Source organism: Chryseobacterium sp. MMO-72 (assembly GCF_037146035.1).
GTDB classification, from domain to species: domain Bacteria; phylum Bacteroidota; class Bacteroidia; order Flavobacteriales; family Weeksellaceae; genus Chryseobacterium; species Chryseobacterium indicum.
The window spans coordinates 274,006-295,306 of sequence record NZ_JBBCWG010000002.1; the positions used below are offsets into that span (position 1 = coordinate 274,006).

Genomic DNA, 21,301 nt, shown 5'->3' on the forward strand with positions numbered 1-21,301 from the left:
AATGTTGTGAATGAATTCTGAAAAAGAAACTTTCCAACAGAGAAATTATATTCAAAAATCTTTTTTTTACAGATTTTCACAATTCGTGGGCTTTCTTTTGGGAGCTCGCTTTTTTGTTGCCGTCCTGCTGATTTTTGCTCTCTATGTTTCAACATTTTTCCTCTTTAATCAGGATGAAAATTTCAGAAAATTCGTATTTGATTTTAAAGTTCACGGAATTATTTTCTGTACGGTTCTAACGATTCTTGCAGGAGGAATCATCAACCAGTTTTACGATTTCGAAAAAGATCATGTTGTAAAGCCTTTCAGAACGAGAATTCAGAGCTTCATTAAGCAGAAATATTTCCTTTATGCTTACCTGGTTTTAAGTGTGATTTCTTTGGGAGTTGCATGGATGATTTCGCATAATGTTTTTGCATTTTTTGTAGTTTATCAGTTCTTTATGTGGTTTTACAGCCATAAGCTCAGCCGGATTTTAATATTAAACAATCTTACCTTTGTGAGTCTTACGCTGTATCCTTTTTTCGGAATGATGGTCTATTATGAAACTTTTTCGAAGAAAGTTTTACTCATGGCGGTTTTTCTTTTTCTGATTCTTTTATGCATTGATATTGTGAAAGATACTTTAACGAAGAGCGTCGATAAAGCATTCGGATACACAACAATTCCCAATTATTTTAAAAGCAGGAATACCAAAATAATTATCGTCTCTCTGCTCATCATTACCATGGCAGTATCCATGAAGCTGATTATGAAAACAGGAATTTCAGGATTCATGGCGTATTATTTTACTGCCGGATTATTTATTTTCATCCTTTGCGTTTACCTTATTTTAAATCATACAAGAAAAAGCAACTTCATCACGCTTAATATTCTCAGAATTTGGGTTTTCATTGGGATAATCGCAATGCTTCTCAACGGACTGGAAGGCAAATTATAGAAAAATTTTCTTCATAAAACCTGAACCTTTTCTTACCTTTGCAGAACCTTAAATTTATAAAAAGTAATGCCCATTTTTAACGATACTAAAGTCGCATTTGCGGATAAATCCGATGCACAGTTAAGAAAAGCGTATTGGATGTTCAAAATGATTGAGCAGCCTTCTCTTACAAAAATTGGAACTTCTGTTCTTAATTTCACCGTTCATAATAGTTTTCCTTTCGTTACCGGAATTGTAAAAAACACTTTGTTTGAGCAGTTTTGCGGTGGTGAAACCCGTGAAGAAAGTATGAAAGTCGTGAAACAGCTTTTCAGAAGAGGAGTCGGAAGTATTTTCGATTATTCCATTGAAGGCAAAGAAGACGAAGAAACGTTTAATGCAGTTTGCAAAGAGATCAAAGATATCGTAAGATTTTCTGTAGGAAATCCGGCAATTCCGTTTATCGTTTTTAAACCTACAGCTTTCGGAAGAATTGATTTGTACGAGGCTGTCGGGAAAAATGCAGAACTCACAACAAGCCAGAAAGAAGAATGGGAAAGAGTGGTAAAAAGGTTTGATGAAGTCTGTAAGCTTTGCCATGAAAACGATAAAAAAGTAATGGTGGATGCCGAAGAAACCTGGATGCAGGATGCAGCAGACCATCTTTGCGAAGAGATGATGGAGAAATATAATCAGGAAAAGCCGATTGTCTGGAATACCATTCAGATGTACAGAACCGGAAGATTGGAATATATGGAGTCGCATCTTCAGCGCGCGCGAGAAAAAGGTTATTTTATCGGGTATAAGATCGTTCGTGGAGCCTACATGGAAAAAGAAAGAGCAAGAGCCGCAGAAAAAGGCTATGCAGATCCTATTCAGCCGACAAAAGATGCTTCCGATAAAAATTACAATGCAGGAATTGATTTCGTTATGAATCATTTAGATAAAGTTTCCGCATTTTTTGGAACCCACAATGAAATTTCTTCAGAGCTTGTTATGGATAAAATGAAAGCGAAAGGACTGGAAAACGGGAATCCTCATATCTATTTCGGGCAGCTTTACGGGATGAGCGACAATATTACGTTCTATCTTTCGGACAAAGGCTATAATGCGGCAAAATACCTTCCTTACGGACCTGTAAAAGATGTTGTGCCTTATCTTACCAGAAGAGCACAGGAAAATACTTCCGTTGCAGGGCAAACCGGTCGTGAATTGGGGCTGATTAAAAAAGAACTGGAAAGAAGAAAAGCAAGCAGATAAATTCTAAAAATATATGCTAAGCCTCACAAAAATATTGTGAGGTTTTTTTATGATCAAAATATAAATTGGTTAAAATTTTTGAAAATGAAAAGTTTAAAAGGTCATTTATGGTTCAAAACTTTCGAATTTGCCGTTTTCGTAGAAAATAACAATTCGTTTAATTTTATTTTGTTGATTTTCAATGGCTTGAGCAATGATCTGATCACTGTTATTTTCTAATCGCTGAGAATCCGATATTTTCTCGTGAGCTTTACTTTGATCGGGTATAAGCGATTCCTGCCGCTTCATTTCCGACGGCTCTATTTCTGTTTCTTCACTGCCAAAATCTTCATCGTTATTTACCATCGTAAAAAGATCGGGTAGAGAAGTCGTTCTCGGTTTTTCCTCTTCATAAATTTCTTCTTCCAGTTCAGGAATATCCGATTCGGGAAGCTCAGATTTCAGCATTTCACCTTCTCCGGTAATCAGCCAGTCCCAAAGAATTTCAGGAAAGCGCGATTTTATTTTAATGATAAACTCAAGCGACGGCTTATTTCTTCCGGACGTTATGTGCGAAATAGAAGATCGCTGTACTTCAATTTCATCTGCAAACTCCGAAGAAGAAAGATTAGAATATTCGATAACTTTTGAAATTCTCTCGTTTAAACTCATAAAACCATTCTTAAAACGTGTTACAAATGTAAATAAATAAATTTACAAATGCAAATCGAAATGATAAACAAATGTAAATTAAAATGAAATACATTTGTAAACTTCATAACTGCTTAAAAATGAGTATTCTATATAATTAATAAAACACTAATTCTAAATTTTACAAAAGTTTATCCACAGTTAAATCATTAAAATCAATAAAATTTTGCTGAAAACGTCGATAACTTATTGATAAGTTATGTTCATATAAACACCATTATTGATGTAATAAACATAATTTTGTTGCGGTTTAATACACTGTATCATCAAATACAGATAATGTACTTAAAATAACAGATAAACGCTTTATAATAGGGTAAAATGAACGTTTTACTTTTGTAAAATACAGCTTTCAAACGCATTTGGACTGGGTTTTGTATTATTTTAATCTAAAATATGGTTATTGATCTTTTTAAAGATTTACCTGATTAAATTTCTGAAATTAAAAACAGAAATGATTTAGTAGAAGACTGTATTTTTCGATGATTTACATTTGTATACAGTGTTTTATTCAAAGTTTTCAACAATAGTTTTGTTTAACAAATTTCCTCATATTTCTTTAAAACAAAGACTTTTACTACTTAAAGTAATATTCAAATACTCATTTAATTAAACTTTATAAATTACTGAAATTGAGTTATTTAAAATATAAGCATTAAATTATTATCAATCCACAATTTTATCAACAGACATTTTGTCATATCAATATGTTTAATGATTTCACAAATGTAAAATTTACTTTTTCCATAAAAAAGGCTTAAATTTGACTATTGTAAACTATTTATATGAATTTCGAACAGATCTATTTACAAAATCCAAATTTCCCAAATCGCTATATTTCTCCTGAAAAGTTATTTTCTTACCTACAGACCAATCTCAGCGATCATATCGAAAATATCGGAACGTCTTATTTAGAGAAGCCTATTTATAAATTAACAGTCGGAACAGGAAACATTAATATTCTTGCATGGTCGCAAATGCACGGCAATGAATCTAACGCAACCCATGCGATGCTCGATTTGCTTTTTTCTTTGGATAAGGCTCCGGAATTAAAACAGGAATTATTCAGTAAGATTCAACTTGATTTTATTTTTATGCTAAATCCTGACGGATCCGAAAAATGGACAAGATTAAATGCAGCCGATATCGATCTGAACAGAGACTTTCATAATGAAGCGAGTAAAGAAATTAAATTTCTAAAAAATACGGCAGCTTCAAAAAAATATGATTATGCGCTGAACCTTCATGAGCAGAGAACAATTTTTACGACAGACGGAATTCATCCGGCTACATTATCTTTTTTGGCTCCCTCAGAAAATGTTGAAAGAACTATAACCGAAAACCGGAAAAAATGCATGGCGGTAATTGCAGAAATTTATAATCATCTGAAAGAATTAATCCCGAATCAGATCGGAAGATATTCTGATGAATTTTATCCGACTTCCACTGGCGATAATTTTATAAAAGCAGGAATGCCGACCATTTTATTTGAAGGCGGACATTTTGTAGACGACTACACCAGAAAGGGAACCCGAAAATATTATACGGTTGCTTTATATTATGCGTTAAAAGCGATTTCAGAATTAAATTCCGAAACCACAGGCTGGGAAACCTATCTCGAAATTCCGGAGAACAGAGAAACTCATTATGATATCATTTACAGAAATGTAAAGCTGAATACAGATCATGAATGTATTTTAGACGTAGCGGTTCAGTACCGTGAAATAAAAGAAGAAGGAAAAGATGAAATCTCTTTTATTCCTTTTGTCATGGAAGTGGGAGATGTGAAGAAGAAAAAAGGCTGGCTCGAAATCGACTGTACCGGAAAGAAATTTGTCTCAGAAACAAAATATCCAAAACTGGATGCAGAAGTCAATTTTACAATAGAAGACTGAAAATAAAAAAAGCGGAACATTGATTCCGCTTTTGTTTTATATTAACTGTGTCGTTTTGATGAAAGAAGAATCTGGAAATTTACAGATCCCTTATTTCATTGAGAACAACAAAATTAGTTTACCACTTTAATTCCGTTGGCTACAAATCTGATCTCTTCTTTCGGAGTTTTGATCGCATCGATTTCAGACTGAGGCTTTTTAGCATCTTCCGCATAATGTTTCTGCTCATCTACAGAAGTAATTTTTCTTTCTGCAGTTCCGTCCATAACAACAGTTTTACCTTTTAAAGCAGTAGGAACAAAGAATGCATAATCCTTCATTTTTACAAAAAACTGAGAGTTATCTTCCGTCTGGATTGTTAACCAACATCCTTTTTTGTCGCAAACGTCTGTTACTTTCCCTTTTACGGCAACGTTTTCTACTTTTTTATCTTTTTTAAGCTTTTTGCTCAGCTTATCTACAGAAATTGCTTTAGATTCTACATTTGAAGCAACTCCGCCACCGTAAACATCACCTACAAGAGCATTTCCGGCAGGAGGTCCGAATTTTTTTGTTTCCTGTGCAAAAGCTAAAGACGAAGCACTCACGGCTACAGCAAATAATATCGCTTTGAATTTCATTTGAATTATTTTTCTCAAAAGTAATAATAAAATTCTGAACGGCAAACATTAAATATTTGATAAAAAACAGGTTTAATCTTTCAGAATTTGAATGCATTTTCTTAAGACTAGCTTTGTTATACGTTTTAACGCGGGGTTCGCAAAGATTTTGGATCAACTTTGAAGAAATTCCTTTCGTGATGGTGCTTAACCTGTCGAAGCAACTTTACGAAATAAAAATAATCAATGTTGTTTTTAATAAAACCTTGTGAGCATTGCGTTGAATCATTGCAATCAAAAATTATTTAACGCAGAGTTCGCAAAGATAAACAGGATTAGCTTTGAAAAAATTCCGTTCGCAAGGGTGCTTCGGCAGGCTCAGCATAAACTATTCACTCAGCAAGTCATAGCAGAATTTTATTTTGAAAATAATATTGAATTTCTTTGATTTTAATAAACTATCGGCACGCAAAAAATTGGAAAACTCTTTTACGCATTTTTATCATTCGCTGAGTGAAACGCCATTGCGAACGAAAAATAATCAATCTTGTTTTTAATAAAACCTTGTGGTCATTGTGTTAAATTATTACAATCAAAAATTATTTAACGCAGAGTTCGCAAAGAAAGTGAGGATAAACTTTGAAAAAATTCCGTTCGCAAAGGCGTTTCACTCAGCAAATGATAGCAGAATTTTATTTTGAAAATAATATTGAATTTCTTTGATTTTAATAAACTATCGGCACGCAAAAAATTGGAAAACTCTTTTATGCATTTTTATCATTCGCTGAGTGAATAGTTTATGCTGAGCCTGTCGAAGCACCCTTGCGAACCAAAAATAATTAATGTTATTTTAATAAAAACCTTGTGGTCATTGCGTTAAATATCAATTTACAGAAAAATCCGGCGAATATTAAATAAAACAGAAAATAATCCTATAATTATTTATATTTGGAATCTACAATCAATTATGCAGAAAAAACTAAAACTTTGGGATGCCATTATGCTGGTAATGGGATCTATGATCGGAAGCGGAATTTTTATTGTTGCCGCAGATATGATGCGGAACCTTGGCTCAGGATTCTGGGTAATCGTGGTTTGGATTATTACGGGAGTCATGACCGTTGCAGCAGCCATCAGTTACGGAGAACTTTCGGCAATGTTTCCAAAAGCAGGAGGACAATACACCTATCTTAAAGAAATTTTCGGAAGAAAAATGGGATTTTTGTATGGATGGGGATTGTTTACGGTCATTCAGACCGGAACAATTGCTGCCGTGGCAATGGCTTTCGGGAAATTTACTGCTTATCTTGTTCCCGCTTTAAATGATGCAGCTCCGATTTTCCAGAGCGGCGAATTTAAAATTACATGGATCCAGATTTTAGCAATTGCTACTATCATTTTATTAACCCAGCTCAACACAAGAGGCGTTGAAAGCGGAAAATTATTACAGAATATCTTTACAGGCTCCAAAATCATAGCATTACTCGGTCTTATTGCTACAGGATTTATTCTGGTAGATATTTCGCATTTATCGGATAATTTCAGCTTTGGATATGAGGCTTTCAGCAACCTTAAAAAAGACATTTCAGGAAATTTTCTGAAAGAAGGCTGGGAACCCATCGGAGGAATGACTTTACTGGGCGGAATTGCCGCCGCAATGGTAGGCTCCGTTTTCAGTTCGGTAGCGTGGGAAAGTGTAACCTTTGTTTCCGGAGAAATTGAAAATCCAAAGAAAAATGTTGTAAAATCCATGATCTACGGAACAACTGCGGTCATGATTTTGTACATCGCCGTCAATTACGTTTACCTGAACGCTTTAGACAGAGATTCCATTGCTTTTGCGGAAAACGACAGGGTAGCGGTGGCTGCTTCACATTTCATTTTCGGAAATGCAGGAACGGCAATTATTGCAGTTTTGGTGATGATCTCAACTTTCGGATGCAATAACGGACTCATCTTAGCCGGAGCAAGAGTGTTTCAGACGATGGCAAAAGACGGAATGTTTTTCAGACAGGCAGAACAGAACAACAAAAACAATGTGCCCGCAAATGCGCTTTGGATGCAGGGAATCTGGGCTTCCATTTTATGTTTAAGCGGACAGTACGGAAACTTGCTGGATATGATTTCTTTCGTGATCGTTTTATTTTACATGATTACCGTTTTCGGCGTTATTTACCTGAGAATAAAACAGCCCAATCTGGAAAGACCTTACAAAACATGGTTGTATCCGGTGACTCCGATTATTTATTTATTGATCGGGACAGGTTTCTGCATCTTATTGCTCATCTACAAACAGCAGTATACATGGCCCGGTTTTCTCATGGTTTTACTCGGACTCCCCGTGTATTATCTCATTAATATGAATAAAAAAAACTGAAAAATAAATTGAAAAGCTGTTCGTCAATCTGGGCAGCTTTTATTTTTTGTCAACCCCAAATCAAAAATAAGCCCTAAAGTCAAAAATTCCCCTCCTTTGGAGGGGTGTCAAAAATTTCAACGAAATTTTTGACGGGGTGGTTTTAAAATTCGAATAATTCAAAAAGTATTCAAATCCAAAGAACTCCTCCTTTCTAATATATCCGTCTTGCCAAAAAGAAATAATCATATAAAGCTGTTCGCAAAGTCGGGCAGCTTTTTTTTGGAGCTTTTTCCAGCTTTCCATTACAATCTTTTTTTCAAAAAGGATTTTCATTGCAATCTGGGCTAGGATTTTTCTGTATAATTTCAATTTTTGTCCACTACATCCATCATAAACAGAAAAGATTAAATCAGAAGTCCCGAAAAATTCCCCTCCTTTGGAGGGGTGGCAAAAATTTTATTAAAATTTTTGACGGGGTGGTTTAGAAAAACCAAATCATTTAAAAACATTCAAAATCACAGAACTTCTCCGTTGATTACAAACAACCCTGTTTTAAATCTCCGGAGTTCTCCGGAAGTCTCCCGCAGTTTGCAGGAAACCACAGAACTTCTCCGTTGATTACAAACAACTCTGTTTTAAACCTCCGGAGTTCTCCGGAAGTCTTCTGCAATTTGCAGGAAACCACAGAACTTCTCCGTTATTTACAAACAACCCTGTTTTAAATCTGCGGAGTTCTCCGGAAGTCTCCTGCAGTTTGCAGGAAACCACAGAACTTCTCCGTTGATTACAAACAACTCTGTTTTAAATCTCCGGAGTTCTCCGGAAGTCTCCCGCAGTTTGCAGGAAACCACAGAACTTCTCCGTTGATTGCAATAAACCTCCGGAGTTTTCCGGAAGTCTTCCTCAATTTATTGGAAGCCATCGTACATGAATATTGTAGACAACTGATCCTTAATTTTTAAGGCTCTAAAAATTCCCCTCCTTCGGAAGGGTGGCAAAAATTTCAACAAAATTTTTGACGGGGTGGTTTAAAAATAAAAAATCTGTTTAAACTTTTTAGAGTTTTATGATTATTTACAATAAACTTTTATTAATTCATGTAATTTCAAGCCAACGCCTATTTAAAAAAGAAAAATTTAAACAACAATCAATAGTATTATCTCATTTTTTTCCTTAAAAATGATTAATTTGGTAGTATCTTTCAAAGAATTAAGTTCTATGAAGTAAAAAATTAAGAAGGAGAAATCATGGACACACCAAATTACAGAATGCCTTTTGTTCCGTCGACTTTAATGACGGAAGGAGGAAGCATAGAAACCTGCGACATGGGAGAAAGCATCGCGCACAATATTATGCTGCTCATCACCACCAAAAAAGGCGAAAACAGATACGATGAAAATTACGGAAACGACGTCTGGAATCTTGAATTCGATAACGGCATTACAAGCGCAGTCTGGGAAGCCGTTTTCATTAAAAGCCTCAAAAGACAGATTCAGGAATACGAACCCAGAATCGTTCAGCCGCAAATCGATGCACACATCCAGATCGTAGAACACAGCTACGACACAAAAGAACATACCGAAATCAAAAAAAAGGTAAAAATCGCCATCAATGCCAAAATGGAGCATTCCGGAGAACGTTTCAGCTTTTCTACAGAACTTTTCCTGAGTCCCATGTCGATTGATTAAATTCTATAACCACCACCAAATCCTATGAATTTAGAACAGAATATTTATTCCAAAGAATCCGTAAAAGCGAGGATGCTTCAGAATGCCACAAAAGTATGGGGTCTGAAAAGTCCGCAGTCTCTTGATCCGTTCGTTAAATTATTAATTGACGCATTCAGCACGGAAGTATTCAAAGCGAACAACGAAATACAGACCGTAAACGCCAGAATTTTAGAAAAACTGGCAAAATTATTAACGCCTTCCATTTATACACATCCCATTCCGTCTCATGCAATTGCGTTCACGCAACCTTATGAATCGTCGGAAATTTTACTGGAGCATACCGAGTTTTTCTTTAAAAAACAGATGACTTCCACCATAAAATCAGAATCGGATAAGCAGATCAATATTCCTTTTACGCCAATCGGAAATATCAGAATCAACAAAATACAGACCGCCATCATGTTTGTAGGAAACACCTGCTACGGAATCGATGACCGGCTGAATAAAATTCCGATTGCAAGATTTCAGGGAAGACCGGAAGATTACCGTAAAGTCACCATAGGAATCGATGTTTCAAAATACTCAAACGAAACTTTTCCTAAAAATGTAAGCATTTACTGTTCAAATCCTGCTTTCGAACATCTTGATTTTACCTATAAATTATTGCCTTACATTACGGTTTCGTCCAACGGAAATCCGTTATTTGTAAAAGAAGGTTTAACTTATTATAAAAACAATCAGGCAGAAGGATATGAGCAGATGTTCCGCGAACAGTCTATTCAGAATAAAATTATTGAAGACATCAAAAGTGTGTATCATCATAAATTCATTGAGATTTCAAGACTTTCAGCCTCATTATTTTCAGAACAAGGTCAGCTTCCTGAAAATCTCAGCTATGTAGATTATAAAGAAGAAATTACAAAATACATCGACGGAAAACGTTATCTGTGGCTTACTTTCGAATTTCCGCCGCAATTTTCTGCTGAAATTCTGGATAATTTTTCCTTTGTCTTGAATGCTTTCCCGATCTATAACCGAGGCTGGAAAAAAACGGAATACAGCTTAGACATCATGGGAAATAATATTCCTCTCGTAACGGATGAAGGCGAACATTTTCTGTATGTAGATGAGGTTCAGGACGGTGACGGAAGAAAATACACCGAAATTCCTTTCACCCCGAATGACGATCTTCGAAAAGGATTATACACGGTAAGAAAGGGCGGAATGGAGCGTTTTACGAACAGGAATGCCGTTGATATGATTGCCAATGTTCTGGAACTCACTAGAGACGAAATTGCAGCCTTCTCTTTACTGAACCGTGATAATGTGAAAGGCGTTCTCAGTGAAATGTCCGACAAAATGAAATCCATGGTTCAGAAAGTCAACAATGCCAAACGAAGCATTAAACAGGAACTGAACTATGTGATTATGGAGCCTGTTGATAAAACAGATCACACGTATGCTTCATTCTGGATCACGCATTCTACTTTAGCCAACCATATGCGTCCCGGAACGGAACTTTCGAATCAGTTGAAATCGCAGACGCTGGTTCTTTTAACGGAAACGATAGGCGGCGCGGAAGAGCAGAAGGGAACCGACAGTATTCAGGCTTATAAATATGCTTTAACCACAAGAGACAAGATCATTTCTCTGGAAGACGTGAAAAACTATTGCCGAATGGTTTTGAAAGACGAACTGAAAGAGGTAAAGGTAACCCGCGGAACCATGATCAGCAATAAACCGAAAGAAGGTTTCATCCGAACGGTTGAGGTAGAAATTATTCCGCAGAATTATTCTTTCTACGGAAGAGCTTATTGGGAAAATATGGCGAATGTTTTAAGAAACCAGATTATTTCCAAAGCCATTGACGGAATTGAATATCTGGTAAAAGTAACGAACGAAGATTTGGATTTTTCGTGATTGTTTAGGATATTCTCAATAAAAATGGATGAATTCTCAGACGATCTTAGGATGACTTAGCGAAATCTTCAGAATATTTATTTGAAGGAATATAAAAGCAGTTATTATTAGAATCCTGTCATCCTGAACTTGTCGAAGGATCTCCAGCTAAATAATAAAAGTTTCGGGCAAACCAAAGGTTTGCCCGAAACTCATTAAAAAAACTACTGTTTAAAATAACTGATCCATAAGAATCACCTCTCTGTTTTCCAGTAAAGGAACAATCTGTTCGGCTACAACTTTCTGGTAATGCTCAGAATTTTTATGGAATTCCACTGCATCGGCATTTTTATACCCTTCAAACAATACCAAAGTATGATCGTCTGATCTGCTTTGATGTACCTTATAAAAAAGATTTCCTTCTTCCTGCGAACTTTTTTCTGCTGCCTGTTGTACCAACTGCAGAACGGCATCCAGTTTTCCTTCTTTTACCTGCCATTTGGCACAGATATATACTGCTTTCTGATCCATTTTCTTATATTTTTTTAATTATTTAAACACGTTGTGCATTTTGAATTTCTGTATTTCTAAAATAAGTAGAACGCCTTTGTTGATCTTATTTTCAAATGGTTACAATTATTTTTGTCTTTCTTTGCGATTCAACTATCTCGAAATTACATTAAGAGCCAACCTAAATATTAAGTCTGTTTAGACTTTTTTTTAAACTTTTATTTAACCACAAAAGATCTACTAAATTTTTTATTTAAAGTTGATCATTATAAATGAAAAAGCTCACCATAGTTTTTAAAAATCTTTGATTTTTATTCTTTGGGCGCTTTGGTTATTATTAGAAATTCGATTTAACATTATCTTTTGTCCCTTTTGCGGTTAATTCTGAAATTAGTTAAACAAGCTTAATAAATATATTCTTGTTGTAAGACGCAAGATTTTTATTAATTTAAATCTTTAAGGCGCAGGAAAATCAAAGATTTTCAATAAGGATTGATGCTTAATTTTATCGCAGATAAAATCTTTGCGCCTTAAGACAAGACTGTATTAATGAATATTTTGCGCCTTTGCGATGCTTATAACGATTAAGTTTTTTAAGCTAATTCCTTATTAAACAGGCTCTAAATCTTACAATAAAAAGATTTCACATAAAGATAAGCAAAAGCATTCCCAAATGGACAACAGACTGTTTAAGCTTTTTTCGCTTCCAAAAGAGCCACAATTTTTTCTCCGACACCTTTTGCAGAAGCCGGATTTTGTCCGGTCACGATATTTCCGTCGGCAATGCTGTTTGCAGACCACGGTTCTGCTGCATGGAAAATCGCACCCTGCTCCGTTAAGGCAGTCTGAAGATCAAAAGGAACATCCGCTTTTGCATAACTCTCTTCTTCCGCAGTGGTAAATGCAGCAATATTTTTACCATTCACCAGATAACTTCCGTCGCTTAATTTTACATTCAGAAGCGAAACGGGACCATGACAAACCGCTGCTACAACACGGTTGCTTTCATAAAAATCGGCAAGTACTTTTTTAAGTTCCGGCGCTTCCGCCATATCCACCATCGGAGCCAGACCTCCCGGAACAAATACGGCATCGTAAACGGAAGTATTTACCTCAGACAGTTTTTTTGCGCTGTGCATATCTTCCCAGCCTTTTCCGGTTAAAAATTTTAAGTTCTCCGGATCATCTGCTAAATTTAATCCGTCCAGAAACGGAGACTCACCGGTTAAGCTGGCAAAATCGATCTGGTAACCTGCATTTTCAAATTCTGCATAAGGATGCGCTACTTCAGGCAGGAAAGTTCCTGTTCTTTTATTGTTCGGACCGATAGAATTCGCGTTGGATACAACGATTAATACTTTTGGATTCATGACATTCAATTTTGTTTGTTAAAAATATTTTGTTTGATCTTTTTGAAATTACCTGAATTTCTACAGCAAATGTATGCCGATCCAATGCTTCCTTCGAAGGACTGAAGTCACAAAAAAAGTGTGATCCAAATCACACTTCTGCATTTTATCCTATTGGTTTTATGTTTTATTGGGAGCTTTTTCCCGCTTTCCGTTACAATTCCTCATTGCGCGGCTCCGCTTCGCTCCGCCGCTCCATTGCGGGATTTTCTCTGCAATCGGGGCTATGGCGGAAGTTATTCTTTTCAATATCTGAAACAATATGCATAAAGTCTGTCTTTAATATAGTATTTAATTTATTGGTGCTCTTTGTGCAAAAAGATTTGTGGCATTCGTGTTTAAAAAGATTCTTCATTTGTTTTTCGTTTCGTATTCGCAGTGTCACTCTGAGCCTGTCGAAGAGTCTCTTATTCCCAGTATTGCTAAGATCCTTTCAGGATGACAAAAATGCTGGAAATGCATTCGAAAAAGCATAAACAATTTTACATTGAAAAAAGAATCTGCGTAATCTGTACAATCAGCGGGAGATTATTCAAAAAGATTCTTCCTTCCATAATGCTTCGCAAAATTTCAATCAGAATAACATGAGTCGTTAAAGATTTCGCTAAGTGAAAAGAGCTGTTAACAATTATTAATTGCTTTATCTTTCGTTTCGTATTCGCGGTGTCACTCTGAGCCTGTCGAAGAGTCTCTTATTAACTTTATTGTTAAGATCCTTTCAGGATGACAAGAATGCTGGAAATACATTTGAGGAAAAATAAACAATTTCACATTGAAAAAATCTGCGTAATCTGCAAAATCAGCGGTAGACTGTTCAAAAGATTATTCATTTCATAATGCTTCGCAAAATTTCAATCAGAATGACACTGAACCGTTAAGATTTTCTGAATAAAAAATTTAAATACTACTTATTGGTATTAGAATACAGTCTGCTTAAAGTTTCCCTGCTTACGCCGAGATATTCTGCGACGTATTTTTTAGGAACTTCCAAAATCAGATCGGGATATAATCTTACAAATTCTTCGTAACGCTGTTGCGGTGTTCCGGATAAAAGCATCATAATTCTCTGCTGAAGCGCAATATAACCGTTCGTTAATTTAATTCTGAAAAAATGATCCATCTTGTGAAGATCGGCTGCGAGTTTATTTCTTCCTTCAAGGGTAAGACTTACCACTTCACCTTCTTTCAGGCATTCGATAAACATTTTGGAATTTTGCTGTTTAAAAAATCCTATATAATCGGACATCCACCAGTCTTTTTTGGCAAACTGAAGAATATGTTCTTTGCCGTTTTCATCAATATAAAACACCTTATAGATTCCGTCAAGAACAAGAAATTCATATTTAACTTCGTCTCCGTCATGAATCAGGAACTGATTTTTACGGACTTTTCTTAAAGTGAAAAAAGTTTTAACGTATTCAAATTCTTCGTCTGTAAGCGGTGTAATGGCTTCGATATGTTCTCGCAGTCGGTTCATGATAATGCTTTATCCGGTGTAAAAGTAATTAAAATTCTGAAGAATCTGCTTGACTTTCCAATACAGAAACTGCAAGTCTGTTTACACTTTTATTTAACCCCAAAATTTACAAAAGATCTACTAAATTTTTTATTTAAAGTTGATCATTATCAATGAAAAAGCTTACTATAGTTTTTAAAAATCTTTGATTTTCATTCTTTTGAGCGCTTTGATTATTACAGAAATTCGCTTTAACATGATCTTTTATCCTTTTTGCAGTTAATTCTGAAATTAATTTAAACAAGTTTTGCTTTAAAAAGACTGATCTTTTATTTTGAAAAAACGCAATTGTAATCAAAGATTCATGAAGAGTAAATTTTTTATGGTACAATTGTCATAATAATTTTCTAAAACCATTAAAAAAACAAATGGCTTCCGAATAATTTCGCATCATTTTTGTAAGGATAAACTAACACTTTTTAACACTGAAAATTGCCAAAATTTCCGTAATTTTGCACATCGTGATTTTCAGGTAAGATCACCCCGAATTATGAGTAAATCAACAGAATATATAGAAGTTTACGGCGCACGTGAACATAATCTTAAAAACATCAATGTAAAAATTCCACGCAACGAACTGGTCGTGATTACGGGACTTTCGGGAAGCGGAAAATCATCCTTGGCTTTTGATACGATTTTTGCGGAAGGACAGCGCCGGTATATCGAAACGTTTTCTGCGTATGCAAGACAGTTTCTGGGAGGTCTGGAGCGTCCCGATGTCGATAAAATTGAAGGACTGTCTCCTGTAATTGCTATCGAACAGAAAACCACCAACAAAAACCCGCGTTCTACGGTAGGAACCGTGACGGAACTGTACGATTTCCTTCGTCTTTTGTTTGCCAGAGTTTCCGATGCGTATTCTCAGACCACCGGAAAAAAACTGGTAAGCTATACCGAAGAACAAATCTTAGAAACCATCAAAGAAAATTATAAAGGTGAGAAAATCATGCTGATGGCGCCTGTTGTAAGATCCAGAAAAGGACATTATCACGAACTTTTTGTGCAGATGGCAAAAAAAGGATACGGACAGGCAAGAATTGACGGTGAACTGCAGGACATTGAATATGATCTGAAACTCGACCGTTATAAAACCCACGATATCGACATCGTCATCGACCGCTGGATTATCGGGGAATCTGCTTCCGAAGCGAGAATGGAAAAATCTCTTCGTACGGCGATGGAAATGGGAGAGGGACTGATCGGGATTCAGAAACTGGGAAGTAAAGACATCGAATATTTTTCTAAAAATTTAATGGATGCCGAAACCGGTCATTCACTGGCTTTGCCGGAACCGAATACGTTTTCTTTCAACTCTCCAAAAGGAAGCTGTCCGAGTTGTAAAGGTTTAGGAACCATCAAGAAAATCAATACCGATTATTTTGTTGAAAATCCGAAGTTATCCATCAATCAGGGAGGTTTATTGCCATTGGAAGATTTAAAGTCTAACAAATGGGTACTTTCTCAGATCAAAAATATTTTGGAAATTTTCGGATTGGGAATGGCAACTCCGATTCAGGATATTCCGGAAGAAGCGTTAGACTACATTTATAACGGCTGTCATAAAGAATTCAACAAAGATTTAAAATACGCCGGAATTACGAAAAAAATCAAGATCAGCTTTGACGGTCTGATTCCTTTCATGGAAGAAATTATCGAAGAAAGGGAATCTTACGAAGCGATTTTGCTGGAAAGACATTTTACTACGGAAGAAACCTGTCCGGAATGTAAAGGAACCCGTCTTCAGCCTTCAAGTTTAAGCTTTAAAATCGACGGAAAGAATATTGCGGAAGTTAATGCTTTAAGTTTAATTGATTTAAAGGACTGGCTTGCTGATGTTAAGGATAAATTTTCTGAGAAAAATGCCATCATTGCGCATGAAATTTTAAAGGAAATTGAAACCAGACTGCAATTCTTATTAGATGTCGGTTTGGATTATTTGAGTCTGAGCAGAAGTTCAAAAACGCTTTCGGGTGGAGAATCCCAGAGAATTCGTCTGGCTACACAGATTGGTTCTCAATTGGTGAATGTTCTCTATATTTTAGACGAGCCTTCGATTGGGTTGCACCAGAGAGACAATGAAAGATTGATTAATTCTTTAAAGAATCTTCGGGATATCGGAAATTCTGTTTTGGTGGTAGAGCATGATAAAGATATGATTCTGGAAGCCGATGAGGTTTTGGATATCGGTCCGAGAGCCGGGAAATTTGGTGGAGAAATTCTGTGGCAGGGAAAACCGAAAGACCTGGTAAAAGCAGATACGATTACGGCACAGTATATTAACGGAAAAAGAAAAATTGAAGTTCCTGCGGAAAGACGTAAAGGAAACGGAAAAAATATTGTTTTAAAAGGAGCAAGCGGAAATAACCTGAAAAACGTAACACTGGATATTCCTCTGGGAAAACTGGTCGTGGTTTCGGGGATTTCAGGAAGCGGAAAATCGTCGCTTATCAACGGAACATTGTATCCGATTTTAAATAAACATTTTTACAGAGCGGTTCAGGAACCTTTGCCGTACAAAAAAATTGAAGGTCTTGAACACATCGATAAAATCGTAGATGTAGACCAGACTCCGATCGGAAGAACACCGCGTTCGAATCCTGCAACCTACACGGGAATGTTTACCGACATCCGAAATCTGTTTGCGGAATTGCCGGAAAGTAAAATCCGTGGTTATAAACCGGGAAGATTTTCTTTCAATGTAAAAGGCGGAAGATGCGAAACTTGTCAGGGAGGCGGTTTGAAAGTGATTGAAATGAACTTTTTACCGGATGTGTACGTTCATTGCGAAACCTGCAACGGAAAGCGTTTCAACAGGGAAACTCTTGAAGTGCGCTACAAAGGAAAATCGATTTCTGATGTATTGGATATGACGATTGATGAAGCGGTGGAATTTTTCCAGCCGATTCCGAAGATCTTTGCGAAGGTGAAAACGCTGCAGGATGTAGGTTTAGGTTATATTACGTTGGGACAGCAGTCGACCACACTTTCGGGAGGAGAAGCGCAGCGCATCAAGTTAGCCACAGAACTGGCAAAAAGACAAACCGGAAACACGTTATATATTCTCGACGAACCCACAACAGGACTGCATTTTGAAGATGTAAAGATTTTGATGGATGCGATTAACCAGTTGGTGGAATTAGGAAATTCTTTCATCATCATCGAACATAATATGGATGTAATCAAATTAGCCGACCATATCATCGACGTTGGTCCGGAAGGCGGAAAACATGGCGGACAAATCGTTGCGCAGGGAACGCCCGAGGAAATTGTGAAGTCGAAGAAGAGTCTGACGGGGAAGTTTTTGAAGAGGGAACTGGAGTAAAATTATATAAATATCTTATGGAAAACCGCAATTTATGTTGCGGTTTTTTTATTTACTTTTGGGGAAAACGAATAACTATGAGCTTTAAATTATTAGCGATTAGACCTTTGGGTGGTTGTAATCCGAAATTTCTTAAGAATTTAGAAGAAAATTGGATTTATAAGTTTTATAATGATTATAAATTTATTCAAGACAATGACGGAAATGTTACTTCTATTGAATATGATGAAACTGTACCCCAAGAACTTTATTATCAAGGTGAAAAAGAAAACACCACTAAAATAAACATCTCTGCTATCGTAGGTAAAAACGGAAGTGGAAAAAGTGCTTTGGTGGAGTTGTTAGTTGCGAGTATTCTAAAGATTTCTCTTGATATTAAAGAAAACTTTATTAATAAAGATTCTTTTGCAGAACAGGGATATTTTGAAAGCATTGATAAAAGCATAAAAGAAGATTTGCAAAATATTGATGCTGAAATTTATTTTCTGCACAATTGTTTTTCTTGTTTTCTTCAAAATAATGAGCTTGAATGTTTCAGTACAAAGGAAAGCCCTACAAAAGAAAAAATAAAAATTAGAAAAGTAAAAATCCTGAATAGTAAAATTAAAGAGATTATTGATTTTGAAGAAAATAATGAAAAGACTTTTGATAAAAAAACAGTTATAGTTAGACAAAACCTTGCATCAGGAGATTTAGAAAATCAATTGAATATTCATAGAGAAGAATTTCATTTTTTACAAGACTTTTTCTACACAATGGTTATTAATTATTCTCATTATGGTTTTAATGCCAATGAAATGGGAGATTGGATTAATGGTGTTTTTCATAAAAATGATGGCTACCAATTACCAATTGTTATAAACCCAATGAGAACTGAAGGGATAATAGACATCAACCGAGAAAAAGAACTTACTACTTCTCGTTTTTTAGTTAATATCTTACAAGAAAATGGATTAAGAACTATTTCTAAAGAAAAGAAACTTTCTTATATAAAAATTGTTTCAAATTTAAAAAAAGCAAATCTGAAATTTGATAATTATGCTATTTCATTTACAGATGAAATAAAGCAACTTTTAACAAAAGAGATAGTTAAGCTATACAATTTTGAAAGCATTCCAGACTCAAGCGGGCGATTTTATGATGTAACAATGAATTACATTATGCTGAAATTATACAAAATGACTAAATATGAAATCTTTAAAGATTTTAAAAATTGTTTTTATAAACAGACTGGTGTAACACTAACAAAATCTGACAATAATCATCTGAAAAATAGAATAATAAAAATAAAAAACAAAGAATTTATTAATTATTTAAAAGTAGTAAGAGGGGTAAACAGCCACATTACTGAAAAATTCAGACAGGCTGTGAATTTTTTACGTTTAGACTATTTGGCAGATTACAATAATGAAAGTGAAATTTTTATAGAAATAGATGAATTGTTTCAAAAAATAAATTATAAATATCAAGCAATTAGATCTCAGGATAAGAATCCAGAACTTTGGGATAAAAGCTTTGGAACAGAATATTCTTTGCCTTCTTTTTTTGATGTTAATTTTTATTTTGAAAATAACCCAAATTCAGAAAACAACTTCAATAATTTAAGTTCAGGAGAGAGACAAAAAATATTTAGCATTCATTCGGTTATTTATCATTTAAGAAATTTAAAATCTGTAAATCAAGAAAATGAATTAGATAAAGAAAAAATATTTACCCAAATAAAATATCACAATTATAATATCATCTTCGATGAAATAGAATTGTACGCGCATCCAGAATTTCAAAGGAAATTTATTAATGATTTAATATATACTATTGATGCTTTAAAATTAGGATGGAAATATGAAATAAATCTACTCTTCATCACCCATTCTCCCTTTATTCTTTCAGATATTCCAAAGCAGAATGTATTGTTTTTGGAGATTGAAAGCGGAAAGGCAAAGCCAAAAGATTTTTCTAAAATGAACACTTTTGCCGCCAATATCCACGATCTATTAGCGGACAGCTTCTTTATTGGAGATGGTTTAATTGGTTATTTTGCGAAAAAGAAAATAAAGGAAACGATAAAATTTCTTAAAAAAGAAAAATCTGAAATTAATTCCAAAGAAGAAGTTAGAAAAATAATCAAATTGATTGATGAACCTTTTATGCGAGAAAAATTATTGGAAATGTATTATGAAGCTTTTGATGAAGAAAAGTTAAAGGAAGAAGAAATGACACGGTTAGAAGAATTGGCAAAAAAATATAATAAAAAAATTACAGATGCTTAAAATAAATCCAACTCAAAAAGCATTAGATTTCCACTATAAAAAAGTTTCTAAAATTTTAGATAAAATTGGTACGAAAGAAAAGACTGAAAAGGGAGTTAAATATAAATTATGTCAAAAATTATTGGATTTTATCAATGAGCAAAAAGATAAAATTATAAACAGTAAACCTAAAATTTTATATGAAGAAATAAATTCTGGATATAATAATCTAAATTTGAATGATGAAGAACGAAAAGCAGCTAAAGTTATATTTAAATACACTTATGAAGCTTATTTTCAAAAAAAATATGGTAAAGAGTTTTTGAATTTATTGGACATTGATACTTGTGTTTATTGCAACCTAAATTATACTTTGCAGTTTGATTTAGAAACAAACCACGCAAGAGCTCAATTAGATCATTGGTTTCCAAAAGAATCTTTTCCTATTTTGGCATTAAGTTTTTATAATTTAATTCCAAGTTGTGCGTCTTGTAATCATATTAAAGGTGCAGCAAAAGACTATGATTGGTTAAAGGCATTAGAGAATCAAAATCATCCTTATATCTCTAAAAATGATTTTACTTTCAGTTATGAATATGAAAACTTTAATAATTTTGCAATGAAAATTAAAGTTGAAAAGAATTCAAAATCAGAAAAAACGCTTGCTTTTAATAAAACAAAAGAAATCTACGATGCTCATTCTGAAAAAGAACTAAAAGATCTATTGGAGCTAAGATTAAAATATTCTGAAGATTATGTTGATACTTTAGTAAACAAAACATTTAAAGGGATTACTAATGAATCTGAGGTTTATAGAATGATATTTGGCATTGAAATAGAAGAAGAAAATTACCATAAAAGACCTTTTAGTAAGTTTAAAAGAGATATTATTCATAAATTATTATCTGTGGATTATAAGACAAAAGATTGAGTTTATGAAATAATTTTCGCTTCCAATATTAAATTTTCAAAAATTTTAAAATTTTATTCAACTGAAAATCAAT

At 34.6% G+C, this 21,301-nt stretch carries 15 protein-coding genes; 9 read left to right on the plus strand and 6 right to left on the minus strand.

Annotation, left to right across the window (positions count from 1 at the left end):
* Positions 1-10: 10 nt before the first annotated feature.
* Together WFH39_RS03790 and WFH39_RS03795 are read left to right on the plus strand one after the other, a co-directional pair.
* Positions 11-940, plus strand: a complete 930-nt coding sequence (locus tag WFH39_RS03790; protein ID WP_336688870.1) for a UbiA family prenyltransferase — start codon at positions 11-13, stop codon at positions 938-940.
* A 66-nt stretch (positions 941-1,006) separates the two neighbouring features.
* The gene (locus WFH39_RS03795; RefSeq protein WP_336688871.1) at positions 1,007-2,179 is read left to right on the plus strand and encodes a proline dehydrogenase family protein; all 1,173 of its coding nucleotides are present in this window, start codon (positions 1,007-1,009) and stop codon (positions 2,177-2,179) included.
* A gap of 105 nt (positions 2,180-2,284) precedes the next feature.
* On the opposite strand, the gene WFH39_RS03800 is transcribed toward WFH39_RS03795, so the two are convergent.
* Positions 2,285-2,830: a helix-turn-helix transcriptional regulator gene (locus WFH39_RS03800; protein ID WP_336688872.1), complete on the minus strand. Its 546-nt coding sequence runs from the start codon at positions 2,828-2,830 to the stop codon at positions 2,285-2,287.
* Between the two features lie 824 nt (positions 2,831-3,654).
* On the opposite strand from WFH39_RS03800, the gene WFH39_RS03805 reads away from it, so the two are divergent.
* A complete protein-coding gene (locus WFH39_RS03805) occupies positions 3,655-4,764 on the plus strand; it encodes a M14 family zinc carboxypeptidase (protein WP_336688873.1) in 1,110 nt (369 codons plus the stop codon).
* Positions 4,765-4,877: 113 nt separating this feature from the next.
* On the opposite strand, the gene WFH39_RS03810 is transcribed toward WFH39_RS03805, so the two are convergent.
* Positions 4,878-5,384, minus strand: a complete 507-nt coding sequence (locus WFH39_RS03810) for a DUF4920 domain-containing protein (RefSeq protein WP_288458027.1) — start codon at positions 5,382-5,384, stop codon at positions 4,878-4,880.
* A 946-nt stretch (positions 5,385-6,330) separates the two neighbouring features.
* On the opposite strand from WFH39_RS03810, the gene WFH39_RS03815 reads away from it, so the two are divergent.
* Positions 6,331-7,740: an APC family permease gene (locus WFH39_RS03815; protein ID WP_336688874.1), complete on the plus strand. Its 1,410-nt coding sequence runs from the start codon at positions 6,331-6,333 to the stop codon at positions 7,738-7,740.
* A gap of 60 nt (positions 7,741-7,800) precedes the next feature.
* Here WFH39_RS03815 and WFH39_RS03820 read toward each other — a convergent pair whose 3' ends face one another.
* Positions 7,801-8,091 carry a hypothetical protein gene (locus tag WFH39_RS03820; protein ID WP_336688875.1) on the minus strand — a complete coding sequence of 97 codons (291 nt, stop codon included), beginning with the start codon at positions 8,089-8,091 and terminating at the stop codon, positions 7,801-7,803.
* 878 nt (positions 8,092-8,969) lie between these two features.
* On the opposite strand from WFH39_RS03820, the gene WFH39_RS03825 reads away from it, so the two are divergent.
* Both WFH39_RS03825 and WFH39_RS03830 read left to right on the plus strand, forming a co-directional pair.
* The gene (locus WFH39_RS03825; RefSeq protein WP_076390131.1) at positions 8,970-9,410 is read left to right on the plus strand and encodes a GPW/gp25 family protein; all 441 of its coding nucleotides are present in this window, start codon (positions 8,970-8,972) and stop codon (positions 9,408-9,410) included.
* Positions 9,411-9,434: 24 nt separating this feature from the next.
* Positions 9,435-11,312 carry a type VI secretion system baseplate subunit TssF gene (locus WFH39_RS03830; RefSeq protein ID WP_336688876.1) on the plus strand — a complete coding sequence of 626 codons (1,878 nt, stop codon included), beginning with the start codon at positions 9,435-9,437 and terminating at the stop codon, positions 11,310-11,312.
* Positions 11,313-11,522: 210 nt separating this feature from the next.
* Here the strand turns inward: WFH39_RS03830 and WFH39_RS03835 are convergent, their stop codons facing one another.
* The 3 genes from WFH39_RS03835 to WFH39_RS03845 form a co-directional block, all read right to left on the minus strand.
* On the minus strand, positions 11,523-11,822 hold the full coding sequence (locus tag WFH39_RS03835) for a putative quinol monooxygenase (RefSeq protein WP_336688877.1): 300 nt from the start codon (positions 11,820-11,822) through the stop codon (positions 11,523-11,525).
* Between the two features lie 668 nt (positions 11,823-12,490).
* A complete protein-coding gene (locus WFH39_RS03840; RefSeq protein WP_336688878.1) occupies positions 12,491-13,171 on the minus strand; it encodes a type 1 glutamine amidotransferase domain-containing protein in 681 nt (226 codons plus the stop codon).
* A gap of 943 nt (positions 13,172-14,114) precedes the next feature.
* Positions 14,115-14,687, minus strand: a complete 573-nt coding sequence (locus WFH39_RS03845; RefSeq protein ID WP_336688879.1) for a Crp/Fnr family transcriptional regulator — start codon at positions 14,685-14,687, stop codon at positions 14,115-14,117.
* A gap of 529 nt (positions 14,688-15,216) precedes the next feature.
* On the opposite strand from WFH39_RS03845, the gene uvrA reads away from it, so the two are divergent.
* From uvrA to WFH39_RS03860, 3 genes are all read left to right on the plus strand, one after another.
* On the plus strand, positions 15,217-18,048 hold the full coding sequence (gene uvrA / locus WFH39_RS03850; protein ID WP_336688880.1) for an excinuclease ABC subunit UvrA: 2,832 nt from the start codon (positions 15,217-15,219) through the stop codon (positions 18,046-18,048).
* Between the two features lie 77 nt (positions 18,049-18,125).
* Positions 18,126-20,318: a hypothetical protein gene (locus WFH39_RS03855; RefSeq protein ID WP_336688881.1), complete on the plus strand. Its 2,193-nt coding sequence runs from the start codon at positions 18,126-18,128 to the stop codon at positions 20,316-20,318.
* A complete protein-coding gene (locus WFH39_RS03860; protein WP_336688882.1) occupies positions 20,311-21,228 on the plus strand; it encodes a hypothetical protein in 918 nt (305 codons plus the stop codon). Before WFH39_RS03855 ends, WFH39_RS03860 begins: the two co-directional genes overlap by 8 nt.
* Positions 21,229-21,301: the final 73 nt, after the last annotated feature.

Excerpts from the sequence above, each read along its gene's own strand:
- WFH39_RS03855 (WP_336688881.1), top strand. The coding sequence starts at position 18,126 with ATGAGCTTTAAATTATTAGCGATTAGACCTTTGGGTGGTTGTAATCCG.
- uvrA (WP_336688880.1), top strand. The coding sequence starts at position 15,217 with ATGAGTAAATCAACAGAATATATAGAAGTTTACGGCGCACGTGAACAT.
- WFH39_RS03830 (WP_336688876.1), top strand. The coding sequence starts at position 9,435 with ATGAATTTAGAACAGAATATTTATTCCAAAGAATCCGTAAAAGCGAGG.
- WFH39_RS03795 (WP_336688871.1), top strand. The coding sequence starts at position 1,007 with ATGCCCATTTTTAACGATACTAAAGTCGCATTTGCGGATAAATCCGAT.
- WFH39_RS03815 (WP_336688874.1), top strand. The coding sequence starts at position 6,331 with ATGCAGAAAAAACTAAAACTTTGGGATGCCATTATGCTGGTAATGGGA.
- WFH39_RS03825 (WP_076390131.1), top strand. The coding sequence starts at position 8,970 with ATGGACACACCAAATTACAGAATGCCTTTTGTTCCGTCGACTTTAATG.
- WFH39_RS03810 (WP_288458027.1), bottom strand. The coding sequence starts at position 5,384 with ATGAAATTCAAAGCGATATTATTTGCTGTAGCCGTGAGTGCTTCGTCT.
- WFH39_RS03840 (WP_336688878.1), bottom strand. The coding sequence starts at position 13,171 with ATGAATCCAAAAGTATTAATCGTTGTATCCAACGCGAATTCTATCGGT.
- WFH39_RS03790 (WP_336688870.1), top strand. The coding sequence starts at position 11 with ATGAATTCTGAAAAAGAAACTTTCCAACAGAGAAATTATATTCAAAAA.
- WFH39_RS03800 (WP_336688872.1), bottom strand. The coding sequence starts at position 2,830 with ATGAGTTTAAACGAGAGAATTTCAAAAGTTATCGAATATTCTAATCTT.
- WFH39_RS03845 (WP_336688879.1), bottom strand. The coding sequence starts at position 14,687 with ATGAACCGACTGCGAGAACATATCGAAGCCATTACACCGCTTACAGAC.
- WFH39_RS03835 (WP_336688877.1), bottom strand. The coding sequence starts at position 11,822 with ATGGATCAGAAAGCAGTATATATCTGTGCCAAATGGCAGGTAAAAGAA.
- WFH39_RS03805 (WP_336688873.1), top strand. The coding sequence starts at position 3,655 with ATGAATTTCGAACAGATCTATTTACAAAATCCAAATTTCCCAAATCGC.
- WFH39_RS03860 (WP_336688882.1), top strand. The coding sequence starts at position 20,311 with ATGCTTAAAATAAATCCAACTCAAAAAGCATTAGATTTCCACTATAAA.